We start from the raw sequence: 23,939 nt of genomic DNA, 5'->3' as shown, positions 1-23,939 counted from the left end.
GACGATAACAGTGTAAAGCCGGGAATCATTGGAGTGTTCGTTACTTCAGTAAAGCGACCACGGTATGACGACGCACGTTTGCTTGCGCATTCAATGCCTGAAAAGTCGAAGTAAACTCGCCAGACTTTTGCATGAATCCATCCAGTTTTGCATTCACCTCATTGACTGAAAGCTGTGCGGTTTTGGTTTGGATAGAACGCATTTGAGTATTCAGTTCACCATGAAAAGCTTTCGCCTCCTGCAAGCTCGTTTGAACTTGTTTCAGATGCTGATTTACTTTGGCAATCGTCTGCTTGATGCCGTCGCGTGAGCCTAAATCAAACCCGAGCTCCGCAATACCATCTGGCTCAGACTTTAAGTTCAAAACGTTAGGCTGCCCCGCAGGGAATCGGTGCCCTTCCCCCGTTACCATCACCTTTTGCTGCATTTGTTGATAAGCGTTGTCTCTGGCTTCAAATAAAATGCTGCCATCATCGGCTAATGAGGCTCGCATTCCTAACGCAATCAAGCTGCGATCCAGCATTTTGACCGTTCGCTCACCGTCTGATTGTCCATCAAACTGAATCATCACCGCTTGACCTTGAGGAAAATCCAAACGGATTTGCTCGGCCTTGTCGCTTAAGCGATGAACATTCAAACCTGGAATAGAAAAGCGACGAATGTCCGCTTTATCCAGTTTTAAGTGCAGTTCGTTATTTAGGACTTTCTGGCCATCGAAACGTGCTTGCTCAACGACTTTTTGGATGGTGGCTTTAGAGCGAACCAATGTATCCTGCAAACTAGGAACATTTTGTACGCCTTGATTCACAGCTTGCGTCAAACCACGTTTAATTTGCGTGAGCTCTTTGCCAATCACCTGCAGCGATTTGGACGCGATCTGAACCGCCGTGGCTTGCTGCTGACCCTGCGTAAGCTGAATACCAGATATAGAGTAGGCTGACGCAGTGTCAGCCTGAATTTGCGCCGGGCGCGGTTTAATTGCCGTACTTGAGTCTGCAGAACGGGTCGGCATGATAGAGGCTTGTTCTTGTCCACCTAAGCGTATGCTATGGGGTCTAACCTCTACTGTACTCATTACCATAAAAAGAACTTCCTAACCTTATAAACGGTCAAACAGCGACAAACCATCGATCTTCACATAGCTTGCTTGCGTTGCTTGCAAAGCGGCCATGTAATTACTCAATCGTACCGACGCTTCACCATAGTCCAGAGCAGAGAGGTCTCCAGATACTTTGTCAACGAACAGCTTGTTTTCACTGTGCGCGCCACCAACAAGATCTAAGTTGTTGTGTCGACCACCAATCTCAGTCATGGTCCCTAGTACGTTTGAAAAAGTATCGTCGATAGCGCTGATACTCGCCTCAACTTCAGCTCTGAAGTTGGCGGTAGGGCTCTCAAACTCTTTGATCAGCGCATCAATTTGGTTAAGCACGTTATGGCCTCCCCCAAGGTCCAATATTTCTTTTGCAGTCATATTGGAATCCATCGTGACGCCTTTAGCAATTGTTACTACGCGCTTGTCACTATTACCTTCAATTACGTAGCTGCCGCTCGCTTTACTTACAGCCGCAGTATCCGTTTTAGTACCAGAGAAAAGGTAGTGCCCTTCTTCATCCTGCGCGTTAAAAGACGACTCAATAGAGTCACGGTAACTCTTAAGCTCTGTAATCATACCGCCACGACTTTCGTCAGTAAGAGAGCCGTTCGCACCCCAAAGCGCGATGTCTCGCATGCTTTTTAAGCTTTCTTTGATCGAATCTAAATGGGTTTCTTGACTCGATAGCGTCGTTTTTACGTTTTCAATGTTGTTTTTGTACTGAGCAATCGCACTGGTTTCTCGGTCTAAGTTAAGCAACTTGATCGAAGCCATTGGATCGTCAGACAGCTTGGTCAAGCGCTTGCCAGTAGACATCTGTTGCAGAGCTTCGCCTAATCCCGCGCTATTGCTCTGCAAGCTGTGCAACATCATTTGACTAAATTGATTGTCACTAATTCGCATCTAAACTTTCCTCTTAGAATAACTGCAGAATAGAATCGAGCAGTTGATTTGCTGTGCTGATCACTTTCATGTTGGCATTGTGCGCATTAGCAAACATCATTAGGTTAGCCGCTTCTTCATCGCTGTTTACGGAACTAACATTATCGCGAGCTGCGTGCGCTTGCTTGTTCATGGCTAACTTCGCTTGATAATCAGCATTAGCTTGGCGTGCTTTAATTGCGGTTTGACCCACCATTGAACTAAAGGCATCGTTCAAGCTTACTGAGCCGTAACCTGATACCGCCACTGGCTTGTTGCTTAACTCGATCAATGATTGCAACGCATCTGCGTTACCAGGTGTTCCATCACTTGAGAACGCAAGCTCATCTGGAGTTAGCTTGGTAATATCCAAACTGGCTGCAGGGTTTGCTGGGTCATAGCTGAACAAAGGTTTACCTGGGTTGCCATTTAAGTCTTTGCCAGTCGCAAGCACGGCGTTGTATTCATCCGCGAGAGCTTTCGCCATGTCATTCAGAGCCAGTTGGTTTGGTTTCAACACTTCGGTTTGATAGTCATTAATCGCACCTAATTTGCCACCAAGCGAGTCACCAATCGCAAAGCTTTGATTCGAGAACGTGACGTGTAAGTCCGCCAAGTAAGGATCACTCGGGTCAGGAATGGCTTCCAGTTTGCCATGGTCCGTACCCATCACAAGCGGTTGACCAGAGGTTAGTGTGACCTGAACACTGCCGTCATGCTGCTGTGTTGTTTTGATTTCAATGGTTTGAGATAACTCACCGATTAACCTATCTCGTTCATCCATTAACTGTGATGGGTTACCACCTGTACCTTGCATCTCTACCAGTTGCTTGTTCACCTTCGCGATATTTTCCATAAGGCTATTCGCGTGGTTAAGCGCTGCATTACGTTGGTCGCTCATGTCTTTATGTTGATTGTATAAAGACTCGGTAAGCGTATTAAAACGGCGGGCCAAAGCTTCAGATTCGTTAATGATCTGCTGGCGGTAGGGTATGGATTCTGGCTTAACGGTCGCATCGTTAAGCGCGGCGTTTAGTGAGTCCAAGCCAGCCGATATACTGAAACCATCGGCACCAAGCGTATTCTCCAGCTGACTCATGTTACTGGTGTATCCAGATGCGTATGCCGCCATACTGTTAGTCGACCACGTTTGCTTAATCAGAAATTGATCAGTAACGCGGCGAATGCTAGTGACTTCTACCCCTAAACCTGGACTTAAGCGATTGGCTTTACCATCATCGACAGACGCCATCAACGCTTGTTGACGACTGTAACCCACGGTATTCACGTTTGCCACGTTTTGCGCGGTTACGTCTAGGGCCACACGGTTCGCGCCTAAACCTGAAAGGGCAATATTAACTAGGTTCATTTACAGCTCCATTTTTCTGATCAACGGCTGAGAAAACGCGGTAGTCATACCGGCCTCACCGAATACCTGTTTAACAGAGGCGACGGCTTGAGAAGCGGTATTAAATAGGCTTGAATTCTTCTCCACCTCTTTAGAATCTACTTGTGAGATAGATTCAGAATTCGAAGCTTTACCATCGTTAGCGGATGAGATGTTGCGCGCAGCATCGAAAGCAACCTCACGCATAGACGGGCTCAGCTGCTGGATGAGCATATTGGCAATGCCTGAGCTCTGTTTCTTTGCTAGTTCCATCGCCAGCTGACCGTCATACATATCACGGAATACCCCTTGTTGCTGACTGGCGAACGGGCTGTCTTTATCAGCAAGAGCATCACTACTGCTGCGCATTTGGCGTAACACCATTTGTAGGAACATTGCCTCAAATTGACCTGCGACGACTTCAAGTGCGCCTTCTTGATCACGACTATGCTTGATGTTAGCCAATGCACTATTGTCGTGATAAAGCATCGAATTTAACTGAGTTTGTTCATTGGTACTGTCTAGCTTCATCCTTAACTCCTTATATCACGACCAATTCAGCGTTCAATGCACCTGCTTCACTCAAAGCTTGCAGGATAGACATCAAGTCTGTAGGCGTGGCACCTAAACTATTTACCGCATTAACTATGGTGTTAAGTTCCGTGCCTGGAGGCCAAATCACCATCTGAGCGAGATCTTCATTCACATCAAGGTCCGTTTGGTTAACGACTTTCGTATCGCCATTTGCAAACGCATTAGGCTGACTAACTTGTTGTGATTCAGAAATTCGCACGGTCAAGTTACCGTGACTTACTGCTGCTTCACTCACTTTGACACTCTTACCGATCACTACGGTGCCAGTGCGAGAGTTAAAGACAATACGAGCAGGTTTACGGCCTTCAACGACGCTCATTTCTTCAAGCATCGACATCATGACGACACGCTGCTGTGTATCTTTTGGTGCACGCATATCAATGCGCGCTTTATTGATCGCAACTGCAACGTTAGGCCCAAAAGTGTTGTTAATTTCACGCGCAATATTTTTTGCTGTAGTGAAGCTAGGCTTGCGCAGGTTTAGGGTGATTTCATCACGTTGGTTGAAATCGGTTTTGATTTCTCTCTCTAAAGTCGCACCATTCGGAACGCGACCCGCCGTTGGTGTGTTTACTTCTACTTTGGAGCCACTTCGCCCCTCTGCAGATAAGCCGCCCACAACCACGTTACCTTGCGCAATCGCGTACACTTCGCCATCAATACCACGTAAAGGCGTTAGCAATAACGTACCACCGCGAAGGCTCTTTGCATCACCGATTGAAGACACAACCACATCCAACGTTTGTCCTGGGCCTGCCATTGGGTCAACGGACGCTGTCACACTCACAGAAGCCACATTTCGTAGCTTAGGGTTCATACTGTCATCAATTTGAACCCCAAACTGACGTAGCATGTTGGTAATAGATTGAGAGGTAAATTTCACTTGGTTTCGGTCACCTTGGCCGGCTAAGCCAACTACCAAACCATAACCAACCAGTTGGTTTTCTCGAATGCCGCGAACATCGACCAAGTCCATGATCGGAATTTCCGCTTCAGCACGTGAAGTGCCTGGTAGTCCCAAGGTCAACACCAATAGGAGAGACATAAAGAAAGATTGCATTGTCTTCATTAGAAAGGTACCCATGGGCTGTTGAAGAACTGAGTTAGCCACCCGGCTGCGTTGCTGTCAGCTAGCGCTCCGCGACCTGCGTAGGTAATTCTTGCATCAGCAATTCGTTGAGAAGAAACTTGGTTACTGCGGTTAATATCATCCACACGGACGATACCGGTTAGACGAATAAACTCGTCGCCTTGATTCAGACGAAGCCATTTTTCACCGCTGATACGCAATACGCCATTAGGTAATACTTCGTGTACCGTTACCGTAATGGCACCTTGAAGCTTGTTGCCTTGTGAACTTGATGCACTGCCATCGAAGTTACGTTTGCCATCCACGCTAACCCCTAACTCATCGATAGTTTTCGTGCCTATGGTCGGAGCCACAAAGTTAATTGCTGAACTTTTACCGAACTTAGTACCCGCATTTTTACTCGATGAGGTTTCTTCTGATAATTGAACCGTTAATACATCGCCAACTCGGTAAGCACGACGATCCTGAAACAGGGTCATCGTGTATTGGTGACGATAAAGGCTACCAGATTGGGTTTCCGGCAGCGTGTAATCGAGCGTTGGTGGTGCATATTCCTCAGCATTCGGCTCAGGCGGAATAAATTCCTGACGGCCAGCACATCCCACCAGCAACACGGCGGCTACTGCCCAACTCTTAGAAAGCCATTTCATTGCTTTTTCCTTCATCATCACCAATTTCATACTTACATTGATTGCGAAACAAACTTCAGCATGTCATCTGCAGCAGAGACCACTTTCGCATTCATCTCATACGCACGTTGAGTGGTGATCATGTCGACCATCTCTTCTACTACTTGTACGTTTGACCCTTCCAGTGCACCTTGCTTGATAATGCCGGCACCATCAGCTCCTGCAATCAGCTCATCAGCTGGACCGCTGGCTTCCGTTTCACGGAATAAGTTGCCACCCATGGCCTCTAAGCCTGCTGGATTGATGAATTTTGCAAGTGTAATTTGACCAAGCTGCTGAGGTGTTGGATCGTCTGCTGTTGTTGTTGTCACGGTGCCATCAACACCCACAGAGAAAGAGACCGCATTGTCAGGGATCTGGATTTGAGGCTCTAAAGGCAGGCCCTGACTGTTCACCATTAAGCCTTCTGAGTTTCGATGGAACTGACCATTACGTGTATACATGATCTGTCCGTCCGAGTTTTCTATTTGGAAGAAACCCTGACCCATTACAGCAAGATCCAACTCTTGCGTTGTGTTTTGGGTATTACCTTGCGTGAACACTTTTTGTGTGCCAACAACGCGAACACCGCTACCTAGCTGAATACCACTTGGTAGTTCGTTAACTTGGTCTACTTGAGCGCCAGGTTGACGCTGAATGCTGTAGAAAAGGTCTTCAAATACGACTCGGTCACGCTTAAAGCCAACCGTGTTTACGTTTGCTAGGTTGTTAGAAATGGCAGTCATCTTCGTGTCTTGCGCTGCCATGCCTGTTTTACTTACCCATAATGCTGAATGCATTTTTTACTCCTTGCGGGGCGAGACTTAGCTCGCCGCCATTAATTTGTTACCAGCTTTTGCTAGAGTTTCCGCCGTTTTCATCATGCGAACTTGCATTTCAAAGTTGCGCGTCAGCGACATCACACTAACCAATTCATCAATAGCAGATACGTTACTGCCCTCAATGTGCTCAGGAGAGAGTTGCACGGTTTCATCTGCCGCGAATGGCACGCCATCTACGCTGTGCAGCAAGCTATCGCTCTCTTTTTGCAGTTGATTAATTTCCGGTTTAACCAACTTCAAAGTGCCTGCCACAATTTCTGCGCCGCCACCTGGTGGGATCACTGAGACTTGACCACGCTCGCTGATTTCAATCTTTTGATAATCCGGCACAACCAAAGGACCATTGTCACCGAGGACAGGGAACCCATTGATTGTTAGAGCGCCAAAAGTATCGACCTGAATATTGCCTGCACGGGTGTAAGCTTCGTTACCCGCTGGGGTTTCTACAGAGAGATACCCCTCACCCATAACCGCAACGTCCAACGGACGTCCTGTTTTCACAATATCGCCAGCGTCGAAACGTGTTGAGGCAGAGTTGGTCACAACCATAGTGCGACCATCAAAACCTGGGCCTTGCATCTCTACACTACGCACACGCTCCATATCCGCTCGAAAACCCGCAGTATCAGCATTTGATAAGTTGTTTGAACGAACGTGCTGCGCTTTAAGAACTCGGCTGGCACCCGACGTTGCCGTAAATAACAAACTATCCATGCAAAACTCCCATTACACCGCGTTAAACAAAGCTTGAGTAAGCTTGTCGCTGGTAGAAATTGTCTTTGCGTTTGCTTGGTAGTTGCGTTGTGCAGTCATTAGAGCAACAAGCTCGCTGGTTAAGTCAACGTTAGAACCTTCTAATGCACCCGGAGTTAGGTCACCCATCGTACCTGAACCCGGAACACCCATAATTGGAGCACCTGAGCTAAAGCTTTGAGTCCATGATGTTCCACTCACTTTCGCTAAGCCTTGTGTGTTTGCAAAATCAGCAAGAACAACCTGACCTTGAAGCTGTGATTGGCCGTTAGTGTAAGTCGCGTAAACCATGCCGTTACCTTCAACGCGTACACCTGCAAGTTCACCTGATGTGTAACCGTTAGGACTATTAGTACTTACGCCAAAAGCTGCACCAAATTGCGTGCTGCCTTTCAGGTTAATGTCTACACTCATCGCGTTCGCGCCTGCTGCAGGGAATGAAACATTAAACGGCGCAGTCGGTGTTGAAAGCGAGCCGTCTTTACCAAACGTTACAGGCACAGTTGCTACTGGCGTCGTACCGCCATCTACTTGAACGTTCACTTCCCACGAGTTAGAAGCAGTCTTAGTAAAGTACTGAGTTACCGTGTGCGAGTTACCCAATGAGTCGTAGACTTTTGTTGTGTAAGACGAGTTAAATGAGCTTGGATCTTTTGGATTGAATGGCGTTACGGCTTTATCAATAACAGACGCGCTTGCGTCGAAGTTCGCAACAAAATCTAAGCTGTCTGTTGCTTTAGCATTCAGTGAGGAAGTCGATACCTGAATATTACCCACAGAACCTGTCATTAGGTTGTTGTTGCTATCGACACTGTAACCTTGAAGCTTTGCACCGCTGTTAGCCGTAACAAAGTTGTTCTTATCCGTTGAGAACACACCTGAACGTGTGTACAACATTTGACCCATATTATCTTTAGTAACAAAAAAGCCACCGCCATTAATAGCTAGGTCCATCGCACGGCCAGTTCCTGTGATACTGCCGTCTTTGTCGAAGTTCTGTGAAATTGACGCGACTTCCACACCACCAAGTTGCATGCCGTTATATACAGCGGAGAATTCTGTGCGGCCACCTTTAAAACCATACGTTGATGCGTTGGCAATGTTGTGACTGATTGTGTTTAGCTCTGTGTTGGTCGCGTCCAGACCACTTAGTGCGATGTTAAAACTCATAAATAGACCTCTGATTTCCGTATTTGGTTAAGCACCAAACTGAGTGATTTGATAGAAAGGAACGTTGCCAACGCCATGGACATTGACTAATGCTGCGCCACCGGTATTAGGAATGCGCACTTGCTCAACAGTGCCTGCCATCAGCACATTTGGACTTGCTTGCCCTTCTTGCACTTCTACGGCCACTGAGTATTTGCCTGGTTTAAGACCAAGTTCTTCAGGATTAATTGAAAAGTCGACGTCACCTTTGCCGTGAGCACCTAGTGGCACTTTAGTTGATTGACCAAATTCATCTTTAACAACTAACGTGACTTGGTTTGAGCTATGAGCGAGTTCGATTTTTCCGTTTTGTACGTCTTCACCAAGCTGAAATTCATCCGCATTGACGTAAACCGTTTGCCCAACAAGGCCCGCTGTTGACAGCACTTGCATGTTGTCCAGTAACACCATGCTCTGTTGCATTGTCTTAGACATATTCTCGGTACTTTGTACCTGCGAGAACTGAGCCAATTGACCAACGTATTCCGTACCATCAAGGGGATTAAGTGGGTCTTGGTTTTGAATTTGAGCCACCATCAAAGAAATAAACTCATTCTCCAATGAAGAAGCACTGTTCATGTCTTTAGGGTTTGGTGAGATACCGTTGCTGTCTTTTGCTTTTGTATTTACTGGAGCGTCAGACGATAAAGGGGTGTATTGTGCAATACTCATTAGCTACCCTGCCCTAATCTAAGCAGACCTTGCTGCATACTTTTTACATTGGCTAATACTTCAACATTCGTTTCGAAGCTGCGTGTTGCGGACATCATGTCTGCCATTTCAGCAACTACATCAATATCTGGGTAAAACACATAGCCTTCATCATTAGCCAGTGGGTTGTTCGGCTCAAAACGCTTCTCTGCATCTCCAGCATTTTTAACAACGTCAACAATGCGAACTTCTGCATTGGGATAAGCTCCATTTTCTGTTGTCATTTGCGTTTTTTGGTACACAGTCGCAAATACTGGCTTAAGCGCTTTATAAGCATCTTCTGGATTTGCAGATACTGCATCTGCGTTTGCTAAGTTACTGGCTACCGTATTCAGACGCACAGTTTGTGCTGTCATCGCGGAACCAGTGATCGAGTAAATATCAGTGAATGACATAATTAACGTCCCTCAATCGCTTTCGCTAAGCCATTAAATTTCATGTTGAGAAACGTCAGGCTAGTTTGAAAGTCCATGTTGTTTTGCGTGAATTTTGCTTGTTCAACACCAAGCTCTACGGTGTTGCCATTTTTGCTATTCTGGTAAGGCACCGAGTATTGGGCCTGAACCTGGAACTTTGGCACCGGTTTGTTCACACCACCTGCCGTTACTTGGTTCATTACGGTGGTGAAACTTAGGTCTTTCGCCAAATACCCAGGGGTGTCAACATTTGCTAGGTTACTGGCGAGGACTTTGGTACGCTGAACGCGAAAATTAAGTGCCTCTGGATGTACTCCTAAAGCATTTTCAAATGTGATCGCCATGCATCTTCCTTACAGTTGGCTCGAATACGCCAACATACAAACAAGATACGTGCCATAAAAAATAGCTATATATATCAATGACTTACAAACAAGGATGGAAGCCAAACTTCCGGTTCTCGGAAAGCATTAAAAACAAGAGGAAAGTGTCCACTTCCTCAACAATAATGCTGACGTTACTCGCTTTGACATCAGAACAAGCATTCGCCAACACCAATGACAAAACCCTAAGCGTTGAAGAGATAAGGTCCGTTGTAGCAACGGATTTCGAACAAGAGGTGGATCGCGTAGCGCTCTCCAATCAGTGGGGGAAGTACAAACTGGACTTCGACATGTGGGTGCCCGGTTCAGCCAATCACTTGCCAGAATGTGAATCGCCTTTAGTTATCACAGGTCGTGACAACAACACGTTGCCAGTCGGTAACCTCAAGCGCTCAGTCAGCTGCGACAATATCGCATCACCATGGCGAATTAACGTTACGATAAAGTCTTCGCTGACTCTGCCTGTTTTGGTCGCGACAACCACGGTTGGCCGAAATGAAGTCGTAACGGCTAAACACATAAAGCTTGAAACCCGAACCATCTCTCGCCAAGACGATTTTTATACTCGCCCCGAGCAAGCAGTAGGCTTAGAAACCTCTCGTCGTTTGCGGGCTGGGCAAGTGGTTAATCCATCCAATTTGTCGGCCCCACCTCTAATCGAGAAAGGCAATGAAGTCATAGTCATTGCGAGCAAAAATGGATTTAGTGCCAGCACAAAAGGAGTCGCCTTAGAAGATGGAGCGAAAGGGCAACAAATTGACGTGGAAAACCCAAGTTCGGGCAAGGTCATAAGAGCAGTCGTAACTGGATTAAACCAGGTTCATACTCAATTTTGATTTTTGGACTCGGGGTAACATTTTTTAATTTTGGCTCTCGTCAGTAACACTGAACTTCGAGTACAAAAAAATATTTAATGTTTATCACATTCTAACCGCCTACTTAATTTAGAACATGATGATGAGGACCACAGCATGAAAATCGACAAAGTCGCGGGCGGTCATGTCCCACAAACAAAATTACAGCAAGCAAGCAAACAGCCTGTCGACGTCGTCGAACAGAGCAAAGTACACGAGCCTGCATTTCAAGCGAATACCGTAGCGATAGATCGCGCTCAAGCTGAAATGGCATCACTACCTGATGTTGATATGGAAAAAGTAGAACAAGTACGCAACGCATTAGCGCGTGGTGAACTTAGCCTAGATACAAAAGTGCTATCCAAGGCAATCATGCAGTTCCATACAGGTCACGAGTAATAAAACGCTAGGAAGACATCATGGCAAGCGCAGTATCGCAGCGAATTCAACAATTTGTTCGCTCTATATCTGAGGATATTAAGCTTTATCAACAACTGCTTCCTTTGCTGCAGCAGCAAAAGGTATTGTACTTAAAGTTTGATGGAGAGGCACTGAACGACAATGTTCAGAAACAAATGCCGATACTCAATAAACTCAGCCGCTCCGCCAATGACAGAAGCCAGTGTATGCGAGCGCTGGGGTTAGCGTGTAATGACGCCAGCGTAAAACGAATTTTCAATGCTTTGCCTGCCCAAATAGGTATGCAAGCTAGAAAACAATGGGCGCTATTGGAAACGTTGGTAAGTCAGTGCCAACAATACAATCAGAGCAATGGCCACAGCTCTGCGGCGTTCCATGAGTTGGTCAGTCAACTCAAACAACCTGTGCAACACACTTATGAAGATAAATCGTTCTAAACGATGTTCGTCTTGCCTACAGATTCAGTCGCCATCTCGGCTGAGTACTGTAGGCCTTTTTATTTTTATTGCCTTTCTGTCCTACCTTCCATTCACATGCCAGGCAAAACCAAATGCTGTCGATATTCAAACGCAGTATCAAGTATTAGCCCCATACAAGCCACAAATTGCCAAGCGTCTCGATTCATCCAAACCGGTAATTAACCACATTTTCAAACAGCTTCAAAACCACTCATTACCAAATAGCCTAGCCTTAGTGCCAATGTTAGAGTCTTCTTACAATCCCAAAGCCGTTTCTCACGCTAACGCCGCCGGACTTTGGCAGCTGATACCAGCCACAGCGAAACGATTCGGATTAACGATAAATACAAAACAAGACGATCGCTTTGACACAGAAGCCAGCACAACGGCCGCGCTCAAGTACCTGGCGTTTTTATACAACAAATTCGATCAAAATATGGCTCTCACTTTAGCTGCATACAATGCCGGAGAAGGACGTGTTGCACGTGCTATTCAGCAAGCAGGAAGTCGAGATTTCCAACAACTCACGCTGCCTAACGAGACTCGTCAATACGTCAGCCGCTTCTATGCATTGGAAAAGTTGATAGATATCGGTCAGTTACAATCCTCATCATTTCAACCTTTACTCTTGTTTGCTCCAGACACTCCTATGATTTCACAACCGCTGGTCGACTTTAGCCGACTGCCTCCGCTAGTTAATTTGTGATAAAAGCTACGACAGAGCCCAATGTCAGAGAAACGTAAAATTACAAGATCCTGTTCGGCGAATTTGAAAACTCGTGATCTCTATGCAAACGTGTGCAAAAAAGTTGAGGTAAGGTATCTCAAAGATAAGAAAGAGTAGTGGTTTACTCAAAAGCGCCCCAATTGCGCTTGGCAATTGGGTGGATATGCGTCACATTGCGTTTGCAAAAAACATGAAAACCAATGGTCAGACCTAATAATTATTTACACACTAAATGTAAAACAGCTATTGTTTTCATAGTTCGAAACAAATCTAACATATCAAGATGACGCTTCGCTTGCGCGTCTGGAATAAGTCCGGGTTCCGGGGGGGAGTCCGGACTTTTTTATTGCTCTAAAATCTTTGCCCACAATAGAGCCAACAGGAGCTAAGTCGTAATAATGCAAGCTAGCTGCTTATAGTAATTCTTTAGAAATCAACTGAAGTAAAAACGTTTCGCGCTCAATGCTCATGCCTTTTTTCGGGCTTTCTGCCATCGTTTTTTCATTGTGTGCAATTGCTTCGTGTATGTTCATCCATACCGGGCGCATTCCATTTTTAACTTCGTAATCTTCATACGCCGTTTCGCCTAGCTCACGTTCGATTTTACATGTATAACAATACGACACCATGTGCATCACGTCAGCGTCATCCTTGTACCACGGACGAAACTCCTCAAAGATTCCGAAAGGCTTAATACCATGTATATTTTGGGCGCCCGTTTCTTCCTCTAATTCACGGACTAATCCAGCAATGACATCTTCACCATCATCAATACCACCGCCTGGTAACGTGTAGTCATGGTAACGTTCTGTATAGAGCAACAGCACATCTTCACCATCAAGTACAATGGCTCGCGCTGCATTGCGCTGAAAAACAATTTTGTCATCCAAATGCTCTATGTCTGGATGAACGGTCGATTTTAAATGTCTCATCGAAAATACCACGGTCAATGTTTTGTGCGCATATTACCGAATTTCACACTTTAAATCATTGTTGTAGGCAAAGTACGTTCGAGCGCTTGTCAGGGAGTGATTGATATGACCTTCACAACAATACGCCTAGAACAAAAGTGTGACGTGCTAATCAGCAATAAATGAGAATATCTAAATTCTTATACGTCCCTCTTACTTTTAACATCGATAAGACAATAATCTCTTAAAGTTGCCTATAATCAATACAATACTCGCCCACCCCATGCGGAGATAAAGAATGAAAAAGACAAATTTAATGATGGCTATGGCTGCAACATTGGTACTGGCTGGTTGTTCAACTTACGAGGGAGCGACCCGATCAACTGAGTATACCTCCGTTGCAAATCCCGCAGCCGTATACTGTGTTCAGCAAGGTGGTGAGCTGGATACCGTGTCGGAAAACGGCGAACGTGTCACTTACTGTGTGCTGTCGGACAATGAACGCGTCGAGCAATGGGAATACTATCGCGAGAATCACAAAGAAAATGAGGGTGACAACTACTAATTATTTTTATCGATACGTCACCTTCCCTCTATCACTTAGGAGCCTTTGGGCTCCTTTTTATTTGATTTATCAAAGTGTTCTTACGTTGTTTTTACATATCTCTGACTTTACCGCACATCGACCCTATATCGAACAGTGTTCTATTCTTGACATTCCCCTGACATAACTTTCCACTTGGACAATAAAATTCCAAACACAGATCACACTAATTCACATTTCTTCCACATTTTCTGGGACAGGTGAGCAAGATGAAAACACAAATAGTAAAAGAAGCCGAGTCAGCCCCAAGCAACGTTGTTACTGAAAAATCAAAGCGCATTATTTATAAATCGAGTTTAAACGCCTTGATGATTGTCGCTATAAGTATTCTCGTTAACCTTAGTCTTCGTCTTGATTATGTCGTGTTGGGATCAAGCCTTGGCGAGCTTTCCGTTACAGAAACGCTCCAGCTTGTGATGCTTGCTATTGCATCATGGTCGTTTTTCAGCTTATCGAAACAACAGCCTCAGCTAAAGCATGCGGCTATTTTGATTGCAGGATTTTTTGCAGTACTGATTATTCGCGAAACGGACTATTGGACAGACATGATTCATCATGGCTCTTGGGTTTTCCCAGCACTTGCTGTCACCGCACTGGCTTGCGCCAAAGCTTACCAAGGTGGTAAAGGTACCATGAACGAAATGGCGACCATTTTAACGGTGCCACATATGAAGCTATTAGTTGGTGCTGTAATGCTATTATTAGTCTTCTCTCGTTTGTATGGTATGGGTAGTTTTTGGCAACAAGTGATGGACGAAAATTACATCCGTGATGTTAAAAATATCTCAGAAGAAGGTATAGAACTGCTTTGCTACTGTTTGATCGCATTAAGCGCCGTCCGCACAAAACGCGAGCTTAATGAATAGACTCTGGGTCAAAGCGACGGTTCAATGCCGTCAGTATCGGATGGAAGATACTTAATGCCTTTTCCGCAGCACCTACAGATTCATCCAAGGCCGTCATTTCGACGGCCTTTTTCATTTCTTCAATATGTTGCAAAGCCTCTTTATCGAGCGGTAAAGAGAGCAATTTATGAATAGTATCTCTTGCGATCATAAGTGGCTTTTTTCGGACAATTGATAAATCTCGGAAAAATACGCCATGCTTGACCCCTTCTAAATAAACTCGGTAGGTTGTGAGTTCATCGAGTAGCAAGAATGTCTCCGCCATAAGCCCTTTATGTGGGTATGGCACGCTAATATGTTTGCTGATATCCAGTGGAATATTGAGGGTCACCCCCATGGATTCGCAATCGGATTTAAGTACTCGTAATAAGCCTTGCTCATCCATCAAATTCTGGATATCAATGATTCGTTCGAGGTGGTAGTCATTAGACAGCAAGATAACCTCAACCGGATGCCCCAACCATAACTCGAACAACCCACTTTTGCACAAAACTTGGGAAACATAACGCATGTTTTGAAACGTGTTCAACGACTCCGTTTCTAAGAGTATATGACGTTCAGGGAACGGATTCACAGAGTCTGCGTTTAGGGTTCTAAAATACGCGTACATCGCCTCTGCTTCAGAAACACTTTGTCCTTGCGTTACTCCGCCACAAAAAACAATCACCGTTCGCTCTATCGGTAGTGATGCAGTCCTACAAGACAAAGCTTCGACTCTGGTTATGCCCTCAGAGGTCAACCTGTTATTGACGAGGCGTTTACCTAAAACGATGACGATGTTGTCTAACTTCATTTTAAAATCTCGCGCTTAGTTGGCAGTGTTACAAAAATCTTCTTTCACTCCCGACCCACAAGCTTTAACATCTAGTTAACAACACTGTTCTAGAGACCTTTATAAAGGTTCACTGCTAAAGGAAGTCAATTATGCTGTCGATTTTCGATATATTTAAAATTGGTGTCGGGCCATCCAGCTCCCACACTAATGGTCCTATGCTTGCCGGATTCCATTTCACTCAGCTAGTTAGCGACTCTATGGCGAAAGTGCATCGGGTGCAAGTGGACCTTTATGGCTCATTGTCACTGACAGGTCGAGGGCACCATACAGACCGAGCCACGGTCCTTGGTTTGATGGGAAATAAACCTGATACCATCAAAATGAGCAGTGCCAAAAGTGCGCTACAAAATACCATAGACAATAATACGCTCATGCTCGCCGGTACACACCAGATTGAGTTTAGCTACGACCATGACATCGTCTTTCATAGCGACAACCTTCCCCTGCATGAAAATGGCATGACGATTACGGCATTAGACGCTGCTGGAGATCAAGTAGCGTTTGAAATTTATTACTCCATTGGGGGCGGATTCATAGCCACTGCCGACGAACTAGAGAACGGCACGCAACAAGATGAGGTCGCAGTACCATTTCCGTTTACATCCGCAGATGAGATGCTGGAAAAAGCCGAGACGAACGGTTTCAGCTTGGGAGGCATGATCCTCCAAAACGAACTCGCATTTCGCTCAGACGAAGAAATCAACCAAAGAGCAGAGCAAATTTGGAAAGTGATGTCGCTCTGCATGCAACGTGGCTTCGACACGGAAGGGATTTTGGAAGGTGGTCTAAATGTCACTCGTCGAGCACCAAACCTTTTGAAAAAGCTCGAAGCCAACGCTGCAGTTGAAAACGATCCTATGGAGATCATGGACTGGATCAATCTCTTCGCCTTTGCGGTTAGTGAAGAAAATGCAGCAGGAGGGCAAGTCGTCACTTCTCCAACGAATGGTGCAGCAGGGGTGATTCCGGCGGTATTGATGTACTACCATCGCTTCATCAAAGAGCTCGATGTTAAACAGCTAAAAGACTTTCTCGCAGTCGCCGGCGCTATCGGCATCTTATATAAAACTAACGCGTCAATTTCTGGTGCAGAAGTGGGGTGTCAGGGAGAAGTTGGGGTTTCTTCATCCATGGCTGCCGCTGGCTTAACAGCGCTAAGAGGGGGCAGTAACGAGCAGATTTGTATTGCTGCGGAAATTGCGATGGAGCATTCATTGGGTATGACTTGTGACCCGATTGGCGGCTTGGTTCAAGTACCTTGTATTGAAAGAAATGCCATGGGAGCAATGAAAGCGATTAATGCATCGCGTATGGCATTAAAGCGCACAAGTAAATGCTTAATTTCGTTAGATAAAGTAATCGAAACCATGTATCAGACTGGTAAAGATATGAATAAAAAATACCGTGAAACCTCTTTGGGGGGCTTAGCTGTCATTCATATGGCACCGCCATGCGAATAATGGCAAGTGGTCATTGCGCTTAGCTTCTCACCATACGCTTATCTGGTAATTATGATCTGATGATATTACATATAGAAATGCCGCGTTCTTCGCGGCATTTTCTTAACAAGAAACTATTCGATTAATCACGTCGACCACGAAGTTCAATTTTTTGAGTTGCAGCATCCGAATGGATTGTTACACCGCCATAGGCCATTTCATTGCGACCCTTCAGCGTCAATTGAGAATCTGCACGCTCTACGTCAACCTGATTTTTCGTTGCCATCGTCATATCAATCGTGCCCGTGTATGACCCATCGCCAGCAAATGCTACGTTTGTTGAGCAAACCATCAAAACAAGTGCGATTAGTTTTTTCATACATCACCTCTATTATCGTTCTTACTTTCTTTCGGTGGAAAAACTGTAACAACAGAAACGCGCTCATACGAGGAAAGCCATTATTTACCAAATGGAAATCCATGCTAATAAACTGATGTAACCAAGAATAACTTATCGTTACCTTCAATAAATCAGGGATAAGGCAGCAACTTAAATTGACCGAGCGTTGTCTTTTCTTAAGAAATTCAGCGATATGATTTGTCGACAAAAGCCAAGCGAGACAATGTATGAGCGTTAATCTGGATATTCAAAATATTTTGGTATTAAAACGGATGTATGAGTTACGTAACGTCCGGTTAGTCGCAGAATCACTCGGTAAAACGTCAGGAGCAATCAGCAAAAATCTGACAAAGATGAAAACTCAGCTCAATGATCCGCTATTCGTTCAGACCAAAAATGGCTTTGAACCAACAGCTTTTGTGGAAGCGAACATTGCGCATTTTGAGCAAATAATCAACAGTATTGATTCCATCAAACCACAGCATTTTTCACCAGCTCATTTTGACGGTTCAATCACTATTTATGCCAACACATTGTTTTGGGAGTACTTTGGTGACAAGTTTTACTTGGAGTTACTAAAGCACGCCCCAAACGCAAAATTCTCATGTTTGCGCTGGGGTAGCGAAGCAAAAAAACGATTAATTGACGGTGAAAACGCCATTGCGATTCATTACTTTGATGAAGATCTGCCACAGTCAATTGTTCAGACCGAACTAGGGCGAGGAAAAGCGGTATTTTTTGTTCGACAAGATCATCCCGCTCAAAACTCCCAAGAACTAGAAGAATACCCTTTTATACTTTTTAAAACGCCGGGATGGAACGACTACCGATACCCAGTGTTGGAAAGGCTCAAACATATGGGTTTTAGAACCACACCTAAAGTGGAAATTGAGCATCCAGCGATGATTCAAAAAGTGCTTCTGCAAACGAATCATTTTGGCATAACGATGAGTGGACATGTTCCTAAGGGTTGCCGGAGTATCGCGCTTCCTGCTGGGCTAGAGCTTGATGTTCGCTACGTGATGAGCTGTCGTCGCTCTCAACAGCAAGCTCCGGTAAATCAGTGGTTATTAGATGTCATTAAGCATGTCGCTCAGTCCTAGACTGATGACTTGCTACTGCTAATAATAGCCAAACCACACATGCGCTCTACTTACTCGCTGAACGAACATTAAAGACTCTGTATTAACCATTGAGCAAAGGTGTTTACGTGTGATTTTTCGGATACTCGAACCACCATATAATGTGCACCAGAACTTGGCATATGCCAATTTCCAGCCTGGACTAATACGCCCTGTTGCAGCTCATCCTCAACAAGAAAGTCTCTTACCAGCAACACGCCAAGTTGATTAATCGCAGCATGAATAGCAAGCAATGAGTGTTCAAACTCGGCGACGACTTTGCTCACCTTCCCTTGGTAACCTTGGTGTGAAAGCCACTCTTGCCAAGATTCATGATAACCGCTAGTACAGATTTTAGGAGCTTTAGCTAACTGCGAGAGGTCATTTATCGGGTTTAAATGCATAAAGCCGGGGCTTGCGACAACAATCCAGTTTTCTTGGGTTAATCGTATGGCTTCTTGCTCTTGCCAATCTCCATCTCCGTTAATAATTTCGATATCCGCAATCGCACTGGCGTTTGGAACCGTATTAGCAGTGGTCGAGATTTTAAAGGAAATGTCTGGGAATTGTCGCTGAAAATCAGCCAACCTTGGCATTAACCACTGAGAGCAAAAGCTGTGAGCGACATGTAAGTTAACTTGCGTATTCTTGGGACGAGTAAATAAATGCTGCGTCGTGGTCGATAATGTTTGAAGCACATGATTAACCACAGGCCAGTATTCTTGTGCTGAGCAGGTCAGCGTAAGGTGCGTGCCCTTGCGCTCGAATAACGTCGCATTGAGCTGTGACTCTAGCGATTTCACCTGTTGGCTTACGGCCGCACGAGTCACATTTAGCTCCTCTGCGGCTTTTGTAAAACTCTGTAGTCGCGCCGTGGCTTCAAAAGCTCGGAGCAAATTGAGCGGCGGTAAACTTTGCATATCATTCTCCCAGACATTTAGCTGTCATGCTATGAACTGGTGATGACAAATTGATGAAGGTGCTGAGTTTACGTATGTTGAGCATATGTCAAAGCGTCCCGATATAACTATGTTTCTACACAACTACTTAGTTTGTTAAGCGGGATCAAAAAAGCCAGCGTGATACACGCTGGCTTTTGGAACTTTATCTTAAGCAGGAATTATTCTGCTTTTTCAGTTGTTTGGTATTCAAACGCAGGAACAACCACTTCAACACGACGGTTCATTTGACGACCTTGACGTGTCTCGTTGCTTGCCACTGGGTTAGCTTCACCCATGCCTTTCACTGTCATACGCTCAGCCGCAATACCTTTTGCTTGGAACTCGTCAGCAACGGCTTTCGCACGTTTTTCTGTGAGTTGCTTGTTGTAAGCAGCAGAACCTGTCGTATCGCTGTAACCCGTGATCTCAACTTGAGCTTGTGGGTAAGTATTCATCAAATCAACGGTACCAGAAAGGTTCGACGCGTCTTTCACTTCTGCACTTTCTAAGTCGAATTGTACTGTCGCTGTTGTTTGAGCAGGGTAAACGTGATCTACAATGCGTGTTGCAGGACGTGCTTCTACCGCCTCTTCAACGGCTTTTTCTTGAACGACTGGCTCAGAACCAAACTTGTAGTTGAAACCGATACCGAAGAAATCTGAATCCATGTCTTCAATTACATCATCAGACATATCTTGGTAGCGTTGGTATTCAGCACGTAGGCTCCAGTTGTAGTTGATTTGGTATTCAGCACCCAGAGAGCCAGTTGGTACGAAATCTTTCTCGTCACCAGCCATCATGTATGCAGCACCAACTTTCGCGAATAGATTCCAAGAATCCGTTAGTGGTAGGTTAAATTTAGGAGCAAGCGTCAATGCCCAAAGATCACCATCAACGGTGTTTAGGCCAGGCTTTTTGAAGTTTGCAGTGAAGTCACCAAGGTAATCAACACCATACTCTGCCGCAACGTACTTGTTGAAGCTGTAGCCTAAGTGCATAGATGCTGCAAAACTGTCGTCGTCACAAGGTTCGTTTAGGTAACACGCATCGTTTAGAGAGTTGTAACCTACTTTACCGCCCATGTAAGTGTCAGCAAGTGCAACGTTTGAGATCACACCACCAGCAAGTACAGTAGCCACTGCTATAGCGATTTTTTTCATTATTCTTTTCCTTTTTCTTGTACACAAAGCAACACATCGCGGCAGCATACTGCCGTAAAATATGAAGCCGTAACTTTCTCTTTTCTTCGAATAGAAATAGCTAAATAGCGTAGGAAAGAATCAAAAATGATATTCAAACGCCAATGACGTAAAACGGAAAAAGGTAACCTCAAGACCATCTATTCATGAGCTTCATCCGCATACCCAACCGAAAAATAAAGTTCGTTGCGTTGGTTTAGCCATAGTCAATTCGTTGCGGAGAATATCACAAAGAAGCCAACTTTCTGTGACGCAAATCACCATAAAAAGCCACTTTCTCAAATTTAAGAATCATCATTTAAGCTTGTGAATGGCAACAAATTTTTACAGGGGAGCATGGATGTGGAGAGCACAAAAAAACAGCTCATTTAAATGAGCTGTTTTCGAAATAATGAAAAAGCGTTAACTCGTCGCGCTAAATTTTATCCGCTACGGTTAACGTTGCAGCTAATACATCTTGCCCAAACAAGACACTACGCTCAGGAGACCAACCGTAAAGTGGATCTGGGTGATTGTTGTTATCTTTAAATGGCATTTCGATTGTGTAAGACAAGCATTTGAACTGCTCTGCAACCCAATTTGAACCCACAGTCAAATTCGCTTTACCAGGCTCATCTTTATCGTAACCAATCTCATCTTGGAACTCTGGCGTAATAGTCAGTAACGCTTGCTTAAATGATGTCTCTAAAGCGGCAAGATTTTCATCGTAAGAAGGAATACCTTCTGAGCCAGCGACGAAGTTATACGGAATCGCTTCATCGCCATGAATATCTAAAAACATGTCAACACCCGTTTCCAGCATGCGCTGACGCACAAGGTAGACTTCTGGGCTCTTTTCCATTGATGGCGTTTGCCATTCACGATTTAGGTTTACACCTACTGCGTTGGTACGCAAGTGACCGCGAATACCACCGTCTGGGTTCATGTTTGGTACGACGTAAAGCACCGCTTTTTCAAGCAATGCACGCGCAACCGTGTCGTTTTCATCTAACAGACGTTGGATCATACCTTCCATGAACCATTCTGCCATCGTCTCACCTGGGTGCTGACGTGCAATCATCCAGATTTTCTTTTTACCTTCTTCTGGCTCACCGAAAGTAAGCAAGCTCATGTCGTTGCCGTCTAATGTGTGGCCTAGTGTTTCAAGTTGGCAGTGGTGCGCGCTTTGTGCCATGTGTAACAAGTCTAAATGACGATCGTACGTGTATGGCGCAAAGTACGCGAAGTAAATTGAGCTGCGCTCAGGGATTACAGTGAAAGTCAGCGTGTCGCCATCGAACTCTGCCGGTACTCGGAACCATTCTTCACGATCGTAAGACGCAACCACATCGTAACCTTGCCATCCTTCTGGATAAGCCGATTTAGCCAAATCAAGCAATTTGATGGTGTGTGATTGCTCGGCTTCTGTCTCAAGACGGAAGTGGAACCACTGGTAGAATTCCGACATATTGTCGTTAGGAATTTTGAGTTGGATGTCGTTTTTGTCGTCCGCTTTCACTACGTGAATGCTGCCGCTATCGAAGTTGCTGAATACTTTCATTTTATGACTCACCTTTTAAATCTGAGCTTGAAAGACAGAGGCTAACACAAGGCTTCATCGCGCCCCAATGACTTTCACTGCAAACTGTCTCGTTTGTGGCTAAAGTCTTCAGTTTAGTCAAGCTTATCCGCTTTGCCTGCTGGTCCTGCGAGTTTTGCTAGCCACTTATCCCAGATGAATGGCGTCTGCTCGTTATCTTCTGCTTCCTCTTTGCGACGTACCGCGTTGCGTACCATCATTGCTCCCGTCCAACGGAATGGCTCTGGCGGGAAATGCCCCAACGGCCCTTTGGCTAAACCGCTTTTCGTCCATTCATTATCGATTCCCAATGCCAACGAAGATAAGATTTTTCCGCCCATTCGAGTCTGCGCTACACCATTGCCTGAATAACCAAATCCGTAAAAGATATTGCTCTGTTTATCTAGCTCGCCGAAAAAAGGGAAACCAGTAGCAGAACGATCAGAGCCCCCCGTCCATGAATAAGCAAACTCCTCCCCTCTCAAATGAGGAAACAACTTATCGAACGACTTGCGCAGTAGACCTTGGTAGCGTGTTGGCTTGTTAAACATTGCGTCAACTTGGTTATTGAAAGAAAACTGATTGCCGCCTTTCCCCAACATCAAACGGCCATCTGGCGTATCTCGGTAATAGTGGACGAAGATACGTGAATCCAACACGCTAGAACCTGCCTGCCAACCAGATAGAGGTAGTGCGTCACCAAGCGGCTTGGTGATCACCATGTCGGAAGAGACCACCACGATACTGTTTTTGAACTGTTTAAACTGCTCCACCATCCATGCATTTAATGCCAATACCACCTGCTGCGCTTGAACATTTCCTTTAGGTGTACAGACAGTGGCAGGTTTTCCATAATCTAGACGCGTCATCGGCGTATTCTCATAGATTTCAACACCCAACTCCATTGCGACGCGTCTTAATCCTCTCGCCAATAAAGCAGGTTGAACGTTGGCTGCAACTGGAGAGTGAAAGCCTTCTATATTGCGCGGCGATCCCGCATTGGCACGCAGTTCCTCCACCGAGCAACGACGCCAACTGTTCACTTCTAATCGCTTTAACTCGTCCACAACTGGCTGCATTCCCCCAGTTTGAGCCGGATTGGTTGCAGTGTAATAAACCCCATTTAACGATAATTGCGCATCGATGTTGTGCTGCTGACAAAAGTCGTCAATCTCTAGCACTGCTTGTTCCGACTCTTTTACTAACCAAGCAGCATGTTCTTCACCGAATAACCGTTTCAATGTCGGGAACTTGGTAGACCAAGTCAGCATACAACCGCCGTTTGCGCCCGATGCACCACTGCCACATAAGCCCTTTTCGATAACAACCACCTGTTTTGCCGGAGATTGCTGCTTAATCATAATCGCGGTCCAAAGTCCGGTGTATCCGCCACCAACAATCGCAACGTCAGTATTAATGTTCTGCTGTAACGGTTGTGGCGTTTCTGGTTGCTCAGCTTCAATTGCCTGCTTGAACCAATATGAATGATGTGTCATC

Annotated in this window: 27 protein-coding genes; 8 read left to right on the top strand and 19 right to left on the bottom strand. The window is 45.3% G+C overall.

Features of this window, described 5'->3' with window-relative positions; all coding sequences use genetic code 11:
• Positions 1–40 precede the first annotated feature (40 nt).
• Genes R7Z47_RS04655 through flgB form a run of 12 tightly spaced genes read right to left on the bottom strand, consistent with a single transcriptional unit; the run spans position 41 to position 10,031 of the window.
• Entirely contained in the window at positions 41–1,081 is a 1,041-nt protein-coding gene (locus tag R7Z47_RS04655) for a flagellin (RefSeq protein WP_318129852.1), read from the bottom strand.
• An 18-nt stretch (positions 1,082–1,099) separates the two neighbouring features.
• On the bottom strand, positions 1,100–1,999 hold the full coding sequence (gene flgL, locus R7Z47_RS04650) for a flagellar hook-associated protein FlgL (RefSeq protein ID WP_005373998.1): 900 nt from the start codon (positions 1,997–1,999) through the stop codon (positions 1,100–1,102).
• A 13-nt stretch (positions 2,000–2,012) separates the two neighbouring features.
• Positions 2,013–3,386 (bottom strand): flagellar hook-associated protein FlgK, encoded by a 1,374-nt coding sequence (gene flgK / locus R7Z47_RS04645; protein WP_005374000.1) that lies wholly within the window; start codon positions 3,384–3,386, stop codon positions 2,013–2,015.
• Entirely contained in the window at positions 3,387–3,935 is a 549-nt protein-coding gene (locus R7Z47_RS04640) for a rod-binding protein (protein ID WP_005374002.1), read from the bottom strand. It abuts the gene before it with no gap.
• A 10-nt stretch (positions 3,936–3,945) separates the two neighbouring features.
• Positions 3,946–5,082: a flagellar basal body P-ring protein FlgI gene (locus R7Z47_RS04635; RefSeq protein ID WP_086026720.1), complete on the bottom strand. Its 1,137-nt coding sequence runs from the start codon at positions 5,080–5,082 to the stop codon at positions 3,946–3,948.
• Positions 5,067–5,738, bottom strand: coding sequence for a flagellar basal body L-ring protein FlgH (flgH, locus tag R7Z47_RS04630; RefSeq protein ID WP_017635111.1), 672 nt, complete (start codon positions 5,736–5,738; stop codon positions 5,067–5,069). The genes R7Z47_RS04635 and flgH overlap by 16 nt, the downstream gene beginning before the upstream one ends.
• A 32-nt stretch (positions 5,739–5,770) precedes the next feature.
• Positions 5,771–6,556, bottom strand: coding sequence for a flagellar basal-body rod protein FlgG (flgG, locus tag R7Z47_RS04625; protein WP_005374008.1), 786 nt, complete (start codon positions 6,554–6,556; stop codon positions 5,771–5,773).
• 24 nt (positions 6,557–6,580) lie between these two features.
• A complete protein-coding gene (gene flgF, locus R7Z47_RS04620; RefSeq protein ID WP_005374009.1) occupies positions 6,581–7,312 on the bottom strand; it encodes a flagellar basal-body rod protein FlgF in 732 nt (243 codons plus the stop codon).
• A 12-nt stretch (positions 7,313–7,324) separates the two neighbouring features.
• Positions 7,325–8,521 carry a flagellar hook protein FlgE gene (flgE, locus tag R7Z47_RS04615; RefSeq protein WP_137282833.1) on the bottom strand — a complete coding sequence of 399 codons (1,197 nt, stop codon included), beginning with the start codon at positions 8,519–8,521 and terminating at the stop codon, positions 7,325–7,327.
• A 27-nt stretch (positions 8,522–8,548) separates the two neighbouring features.
• A complete protein-coding gene (flgD, locus tag R7Z47_RS04610; RefSeq protein WP_005384410.1) occupies positions 8,549–9,232 on the bottom strand; it encodes a flagellar hook assembly protein FlgD in 684 nt (227 codons plus the stop codon).
• Positions 9,232–9,666, bottom strand: coding sequence for a flagellar basal body rod protein FlgC (gene flgC / locus R7Z47_RS04605; RefSeq protein WP_005374012.1), 435 nt, complete (start codon positions 9,664–9,666; stop codon positions 9,232–9,234). The genes flgD and flgC overlap by 1 nt, the downstream gene beginning before the upstream one ends.
• Positions 9,667–9,668: 2 nt before the next feature.
• Positions 9,669–10,031 (bottom strand): flagellar basal body rod protein FlgB, encoded by a 363-nt coding sequence (gene flgB / locus R7Z47_RS04600; protein ID WP_005374013.1) that lies wholly within the window; start codon positions 10,029–10,031, stop codon positions 9,669–9,671.
• Between the two features lie 77 nt (positions 10,032–10,108).
• Between flgB and flgA the strand changes: the two genes are divergently transcribed.
• From flgA to R7Z47_RS04580, 4 genes are all read left to right on the top strand, one after another.
• The gene (gene flgA / locus R7Z47_RS04595; protein WP_053304631.1) at positions 10,109–10,906 is read left to right on the top strand and encodes a flagellar basal body P-ring formation chaperone FlgA; all 798 of its coding nucleotides are present in this window, start codon (positions 10,109–10,111) and stop codon (positions 10,904–10,906) included.
• Between the two features lie 135 nt (positions 10,907–11,041).
• Complete coding sequence (gene flgM, locus R7Z47_RS04590; protein WP_005374016.1) at positions 11,042–11,323, top strand: flagellar biosynthesis anti-sigma factor FlgM; 282 nt, start codon at positions 11,042–11,044, stop codon at positions 11,321–11,323.
• Positions 11,324–11,343: 20 nt separating this feature from the next.
• Entirely contained in the window at positions 11,344–11,781 is a 438-nt protein-coding gene (flgN, locus tag R7Z47_RS04585) for a flagellar export chaperone FlgN (RefSeq protein WP_005374018.1), read from the top strand.
• On the top strand, positions 11,762–12,508 hold the full coding sequence (locus tag R7Z47_RS04580) for a lytic transglycosylase domain-containing protein (protein WP_182039440.1): 747 nt from the start codon (positions 11,762–11,764) through the stop codon (positions 12,506–12,508). The genes flgN and R7Z47_RS04580 overlap by 20 nt, the downstream gene beginning before the upstream one ends.
• 434 nt (positions 12,509–12,942) lie before the next feature.
• Here the strand turns inward: R7Z47_RS04580 and R7Z47_RS04575 are convergent, their stop codons facing one another.
• Entirely contained in the window at positions 12,943–13,461 is a 519-nt protein-coding gene (locus R7Z47_RS04575; RefSeq protein ID WP_005374021.1) for an NUDIX hydrolase, read from the bottom strand.
• A 277-nt stretch (positions 13,462–13,738) separates the two neighbouring features.
• Between R7Z47_RS04575 and R7Z47_RS04570 the strand changes: the two genes are divergently transcribed.
• On the top strand, positions 13,739–14,005 hold the full coding sequence (locus R7Z47_RS04570) for a DUF333 domain-containing protein (RefSeq protein WP_005374023.1): 267 nt from the start codon (positions 13,739–13,741) through the stop codon (positions 14,003–14,005).
• Between the two features lie 248 nt (positions 14,006–14,253).
• The gene (locus R7Z47_RS04565) at positions 14,254–14,910 is read left to right on the top strand and encodes a hypothetical protein (RefSeq protein WP_005374025.1); all 657 of its coding nucleotides are present in this window, start codon (positions 14,254–14,256) and stop codon (positions 14,908–14,910) included.
• Here R7Z47_RS04565 and R7Z47_RS04560 read toward each other — a convergent pair.
• Positions 14,900–15,742, bottom strand: a complete 843-nt coding sequence (locus R7Z47_RS04560) for a YdcF family protein (protein ID WP_161440985.1) — start codon at positions 15,740–15,742, stop codon at positions 14,900–14,902. The two genes, R7Z47_RS04565 and R7Z47_RS04560, sit on opposite strands and share 11 nt — an antisense overlap.
• A gap of 131 nt (positions 15,743–15,873) precedes the next feature.
• Here R7Z47_RS04560 and R7Z47_RS04555 point away from each other — a divergent pair, with 131 nt between their 5' ends.
• Complete coding sequence (locus tag R7Z47_RS04555) at positions 15,874–17,244, top strand: L-serine ammonia-lyase (protein WP_017819764.1); 1,371 nt, start codon at positions 15,874–15,876, stop codon at positions 17,242–17,244.
• Positions 17,245–17,365: 121 nt separating this feature from the next.
• Here the strand turns inward: R7Z47_RS04555 and R7Z47_RS04550 are convergent, their stop codons facing one another.
• The gene (locus R7Z47_RS04550; protein WP_005374030.1) at positions 17,366–17,602 is read right to left on the bottom strand and encodes a hypothetical protein; all 237 of its coding nucleotides are present in this window, start codon (positions 17,600–17,602) and stop codon (positions 17,366–17,368) included.
• A 248-nt stretch (positions 17,603–17,850) separates the two neighbouring features.
• Between R7Z47_RS04550 and R7Z47_RS04545 the strand changes: the two genes are divergently transcribed.
• Positions 17,851–18,726 (top strand): LysR family transcriptional regulator, encoded by an 876-nt coding sequence (locus R7Z47_RS04545; protein WP_005384388.1) that lies wholly within the window; start codon positions 17,851–17,853, stop codon positions 18,724–18,726.
• Positions 18,727–18,794: 68 nt separating this feature from the next.
• Here the strand turns inward: R7Z47_RS04545 and R7Z47_RS04540 are convergent, their stop codons facing one another.
• The 4 genes from R7Z47_RS04540 to R7Z47_RS04525 all read right to left on the bottom strand — a co-directional run bounded on the left by R7Z47_RS04540 (position 18,795) and on the right by R7Z47_RS04525 (position 23,938).
• Complete coding sequence (locus tag R7Z47_RS04540; protein ID WP_213893576.1) at positions 18,795–19,664, bottom strand: LysR substrate-binding domain-containing protein; 870 nt, start codon at positions 19,662–19,664, stop codon at positions 18,795–18,797.
• 200 nt (positions 19,665–19,864) lie between these two features.
• Positions 19,865–20,845 (bottom strand): OmpA family protein, encoded by a 981-nt coding sequence (locus tag R7Z47_RS04535; protein WP_104980396.1) that lies wholly within the window; start codon positions 20,843–20,845, stop codon positions 19,865–19,867.
• A 454-nt stretch (positions 20,846–21,299) separates the two neighbouring features.
• Positions 21,300–22,424 carry a M14-type cytosolic carboxypeptidase gene (locus tag R7Z47_RS04530; RefSeq protein ID WP_017819760.1) on the bottom strand — a complete coding sequence of 375 codons (1,125 nt, stop codon included), beginning with the start codon at positions 22,422–22,424 and terminating at the stop codon, positions 21,300–21,302.
• A 113-nt stretch (positions 22,425–22,537) separates the two neighbouring features.
• Positions 22,538–23,938: an FAD-dependent oxidoreductase gene (locus R7Z47_RS04525; protein ID WP_318129848.1), complete on the bottom strand. Its 1,401-nt coding sequence runs from the start codon at positions 23,936–23,938 to the stop codon at positions 22,538–22,540.
• Position 23,939: the final 1 nt, after the last annotated feature.

Origin of the sequence: Vibrio sp. 1641 (genome assembly GCF_033339995.1) — a bacterium.
Lineage (GTDB): Bacteria > Pseudomonadota > Gammaproteobacteria > Enterobacterales > Vibrionaceae > Vibrio > Vibrio alginolyticus.
This window is presented reverse-complemented; position numbering and strand designations above follow the sequence as displayed.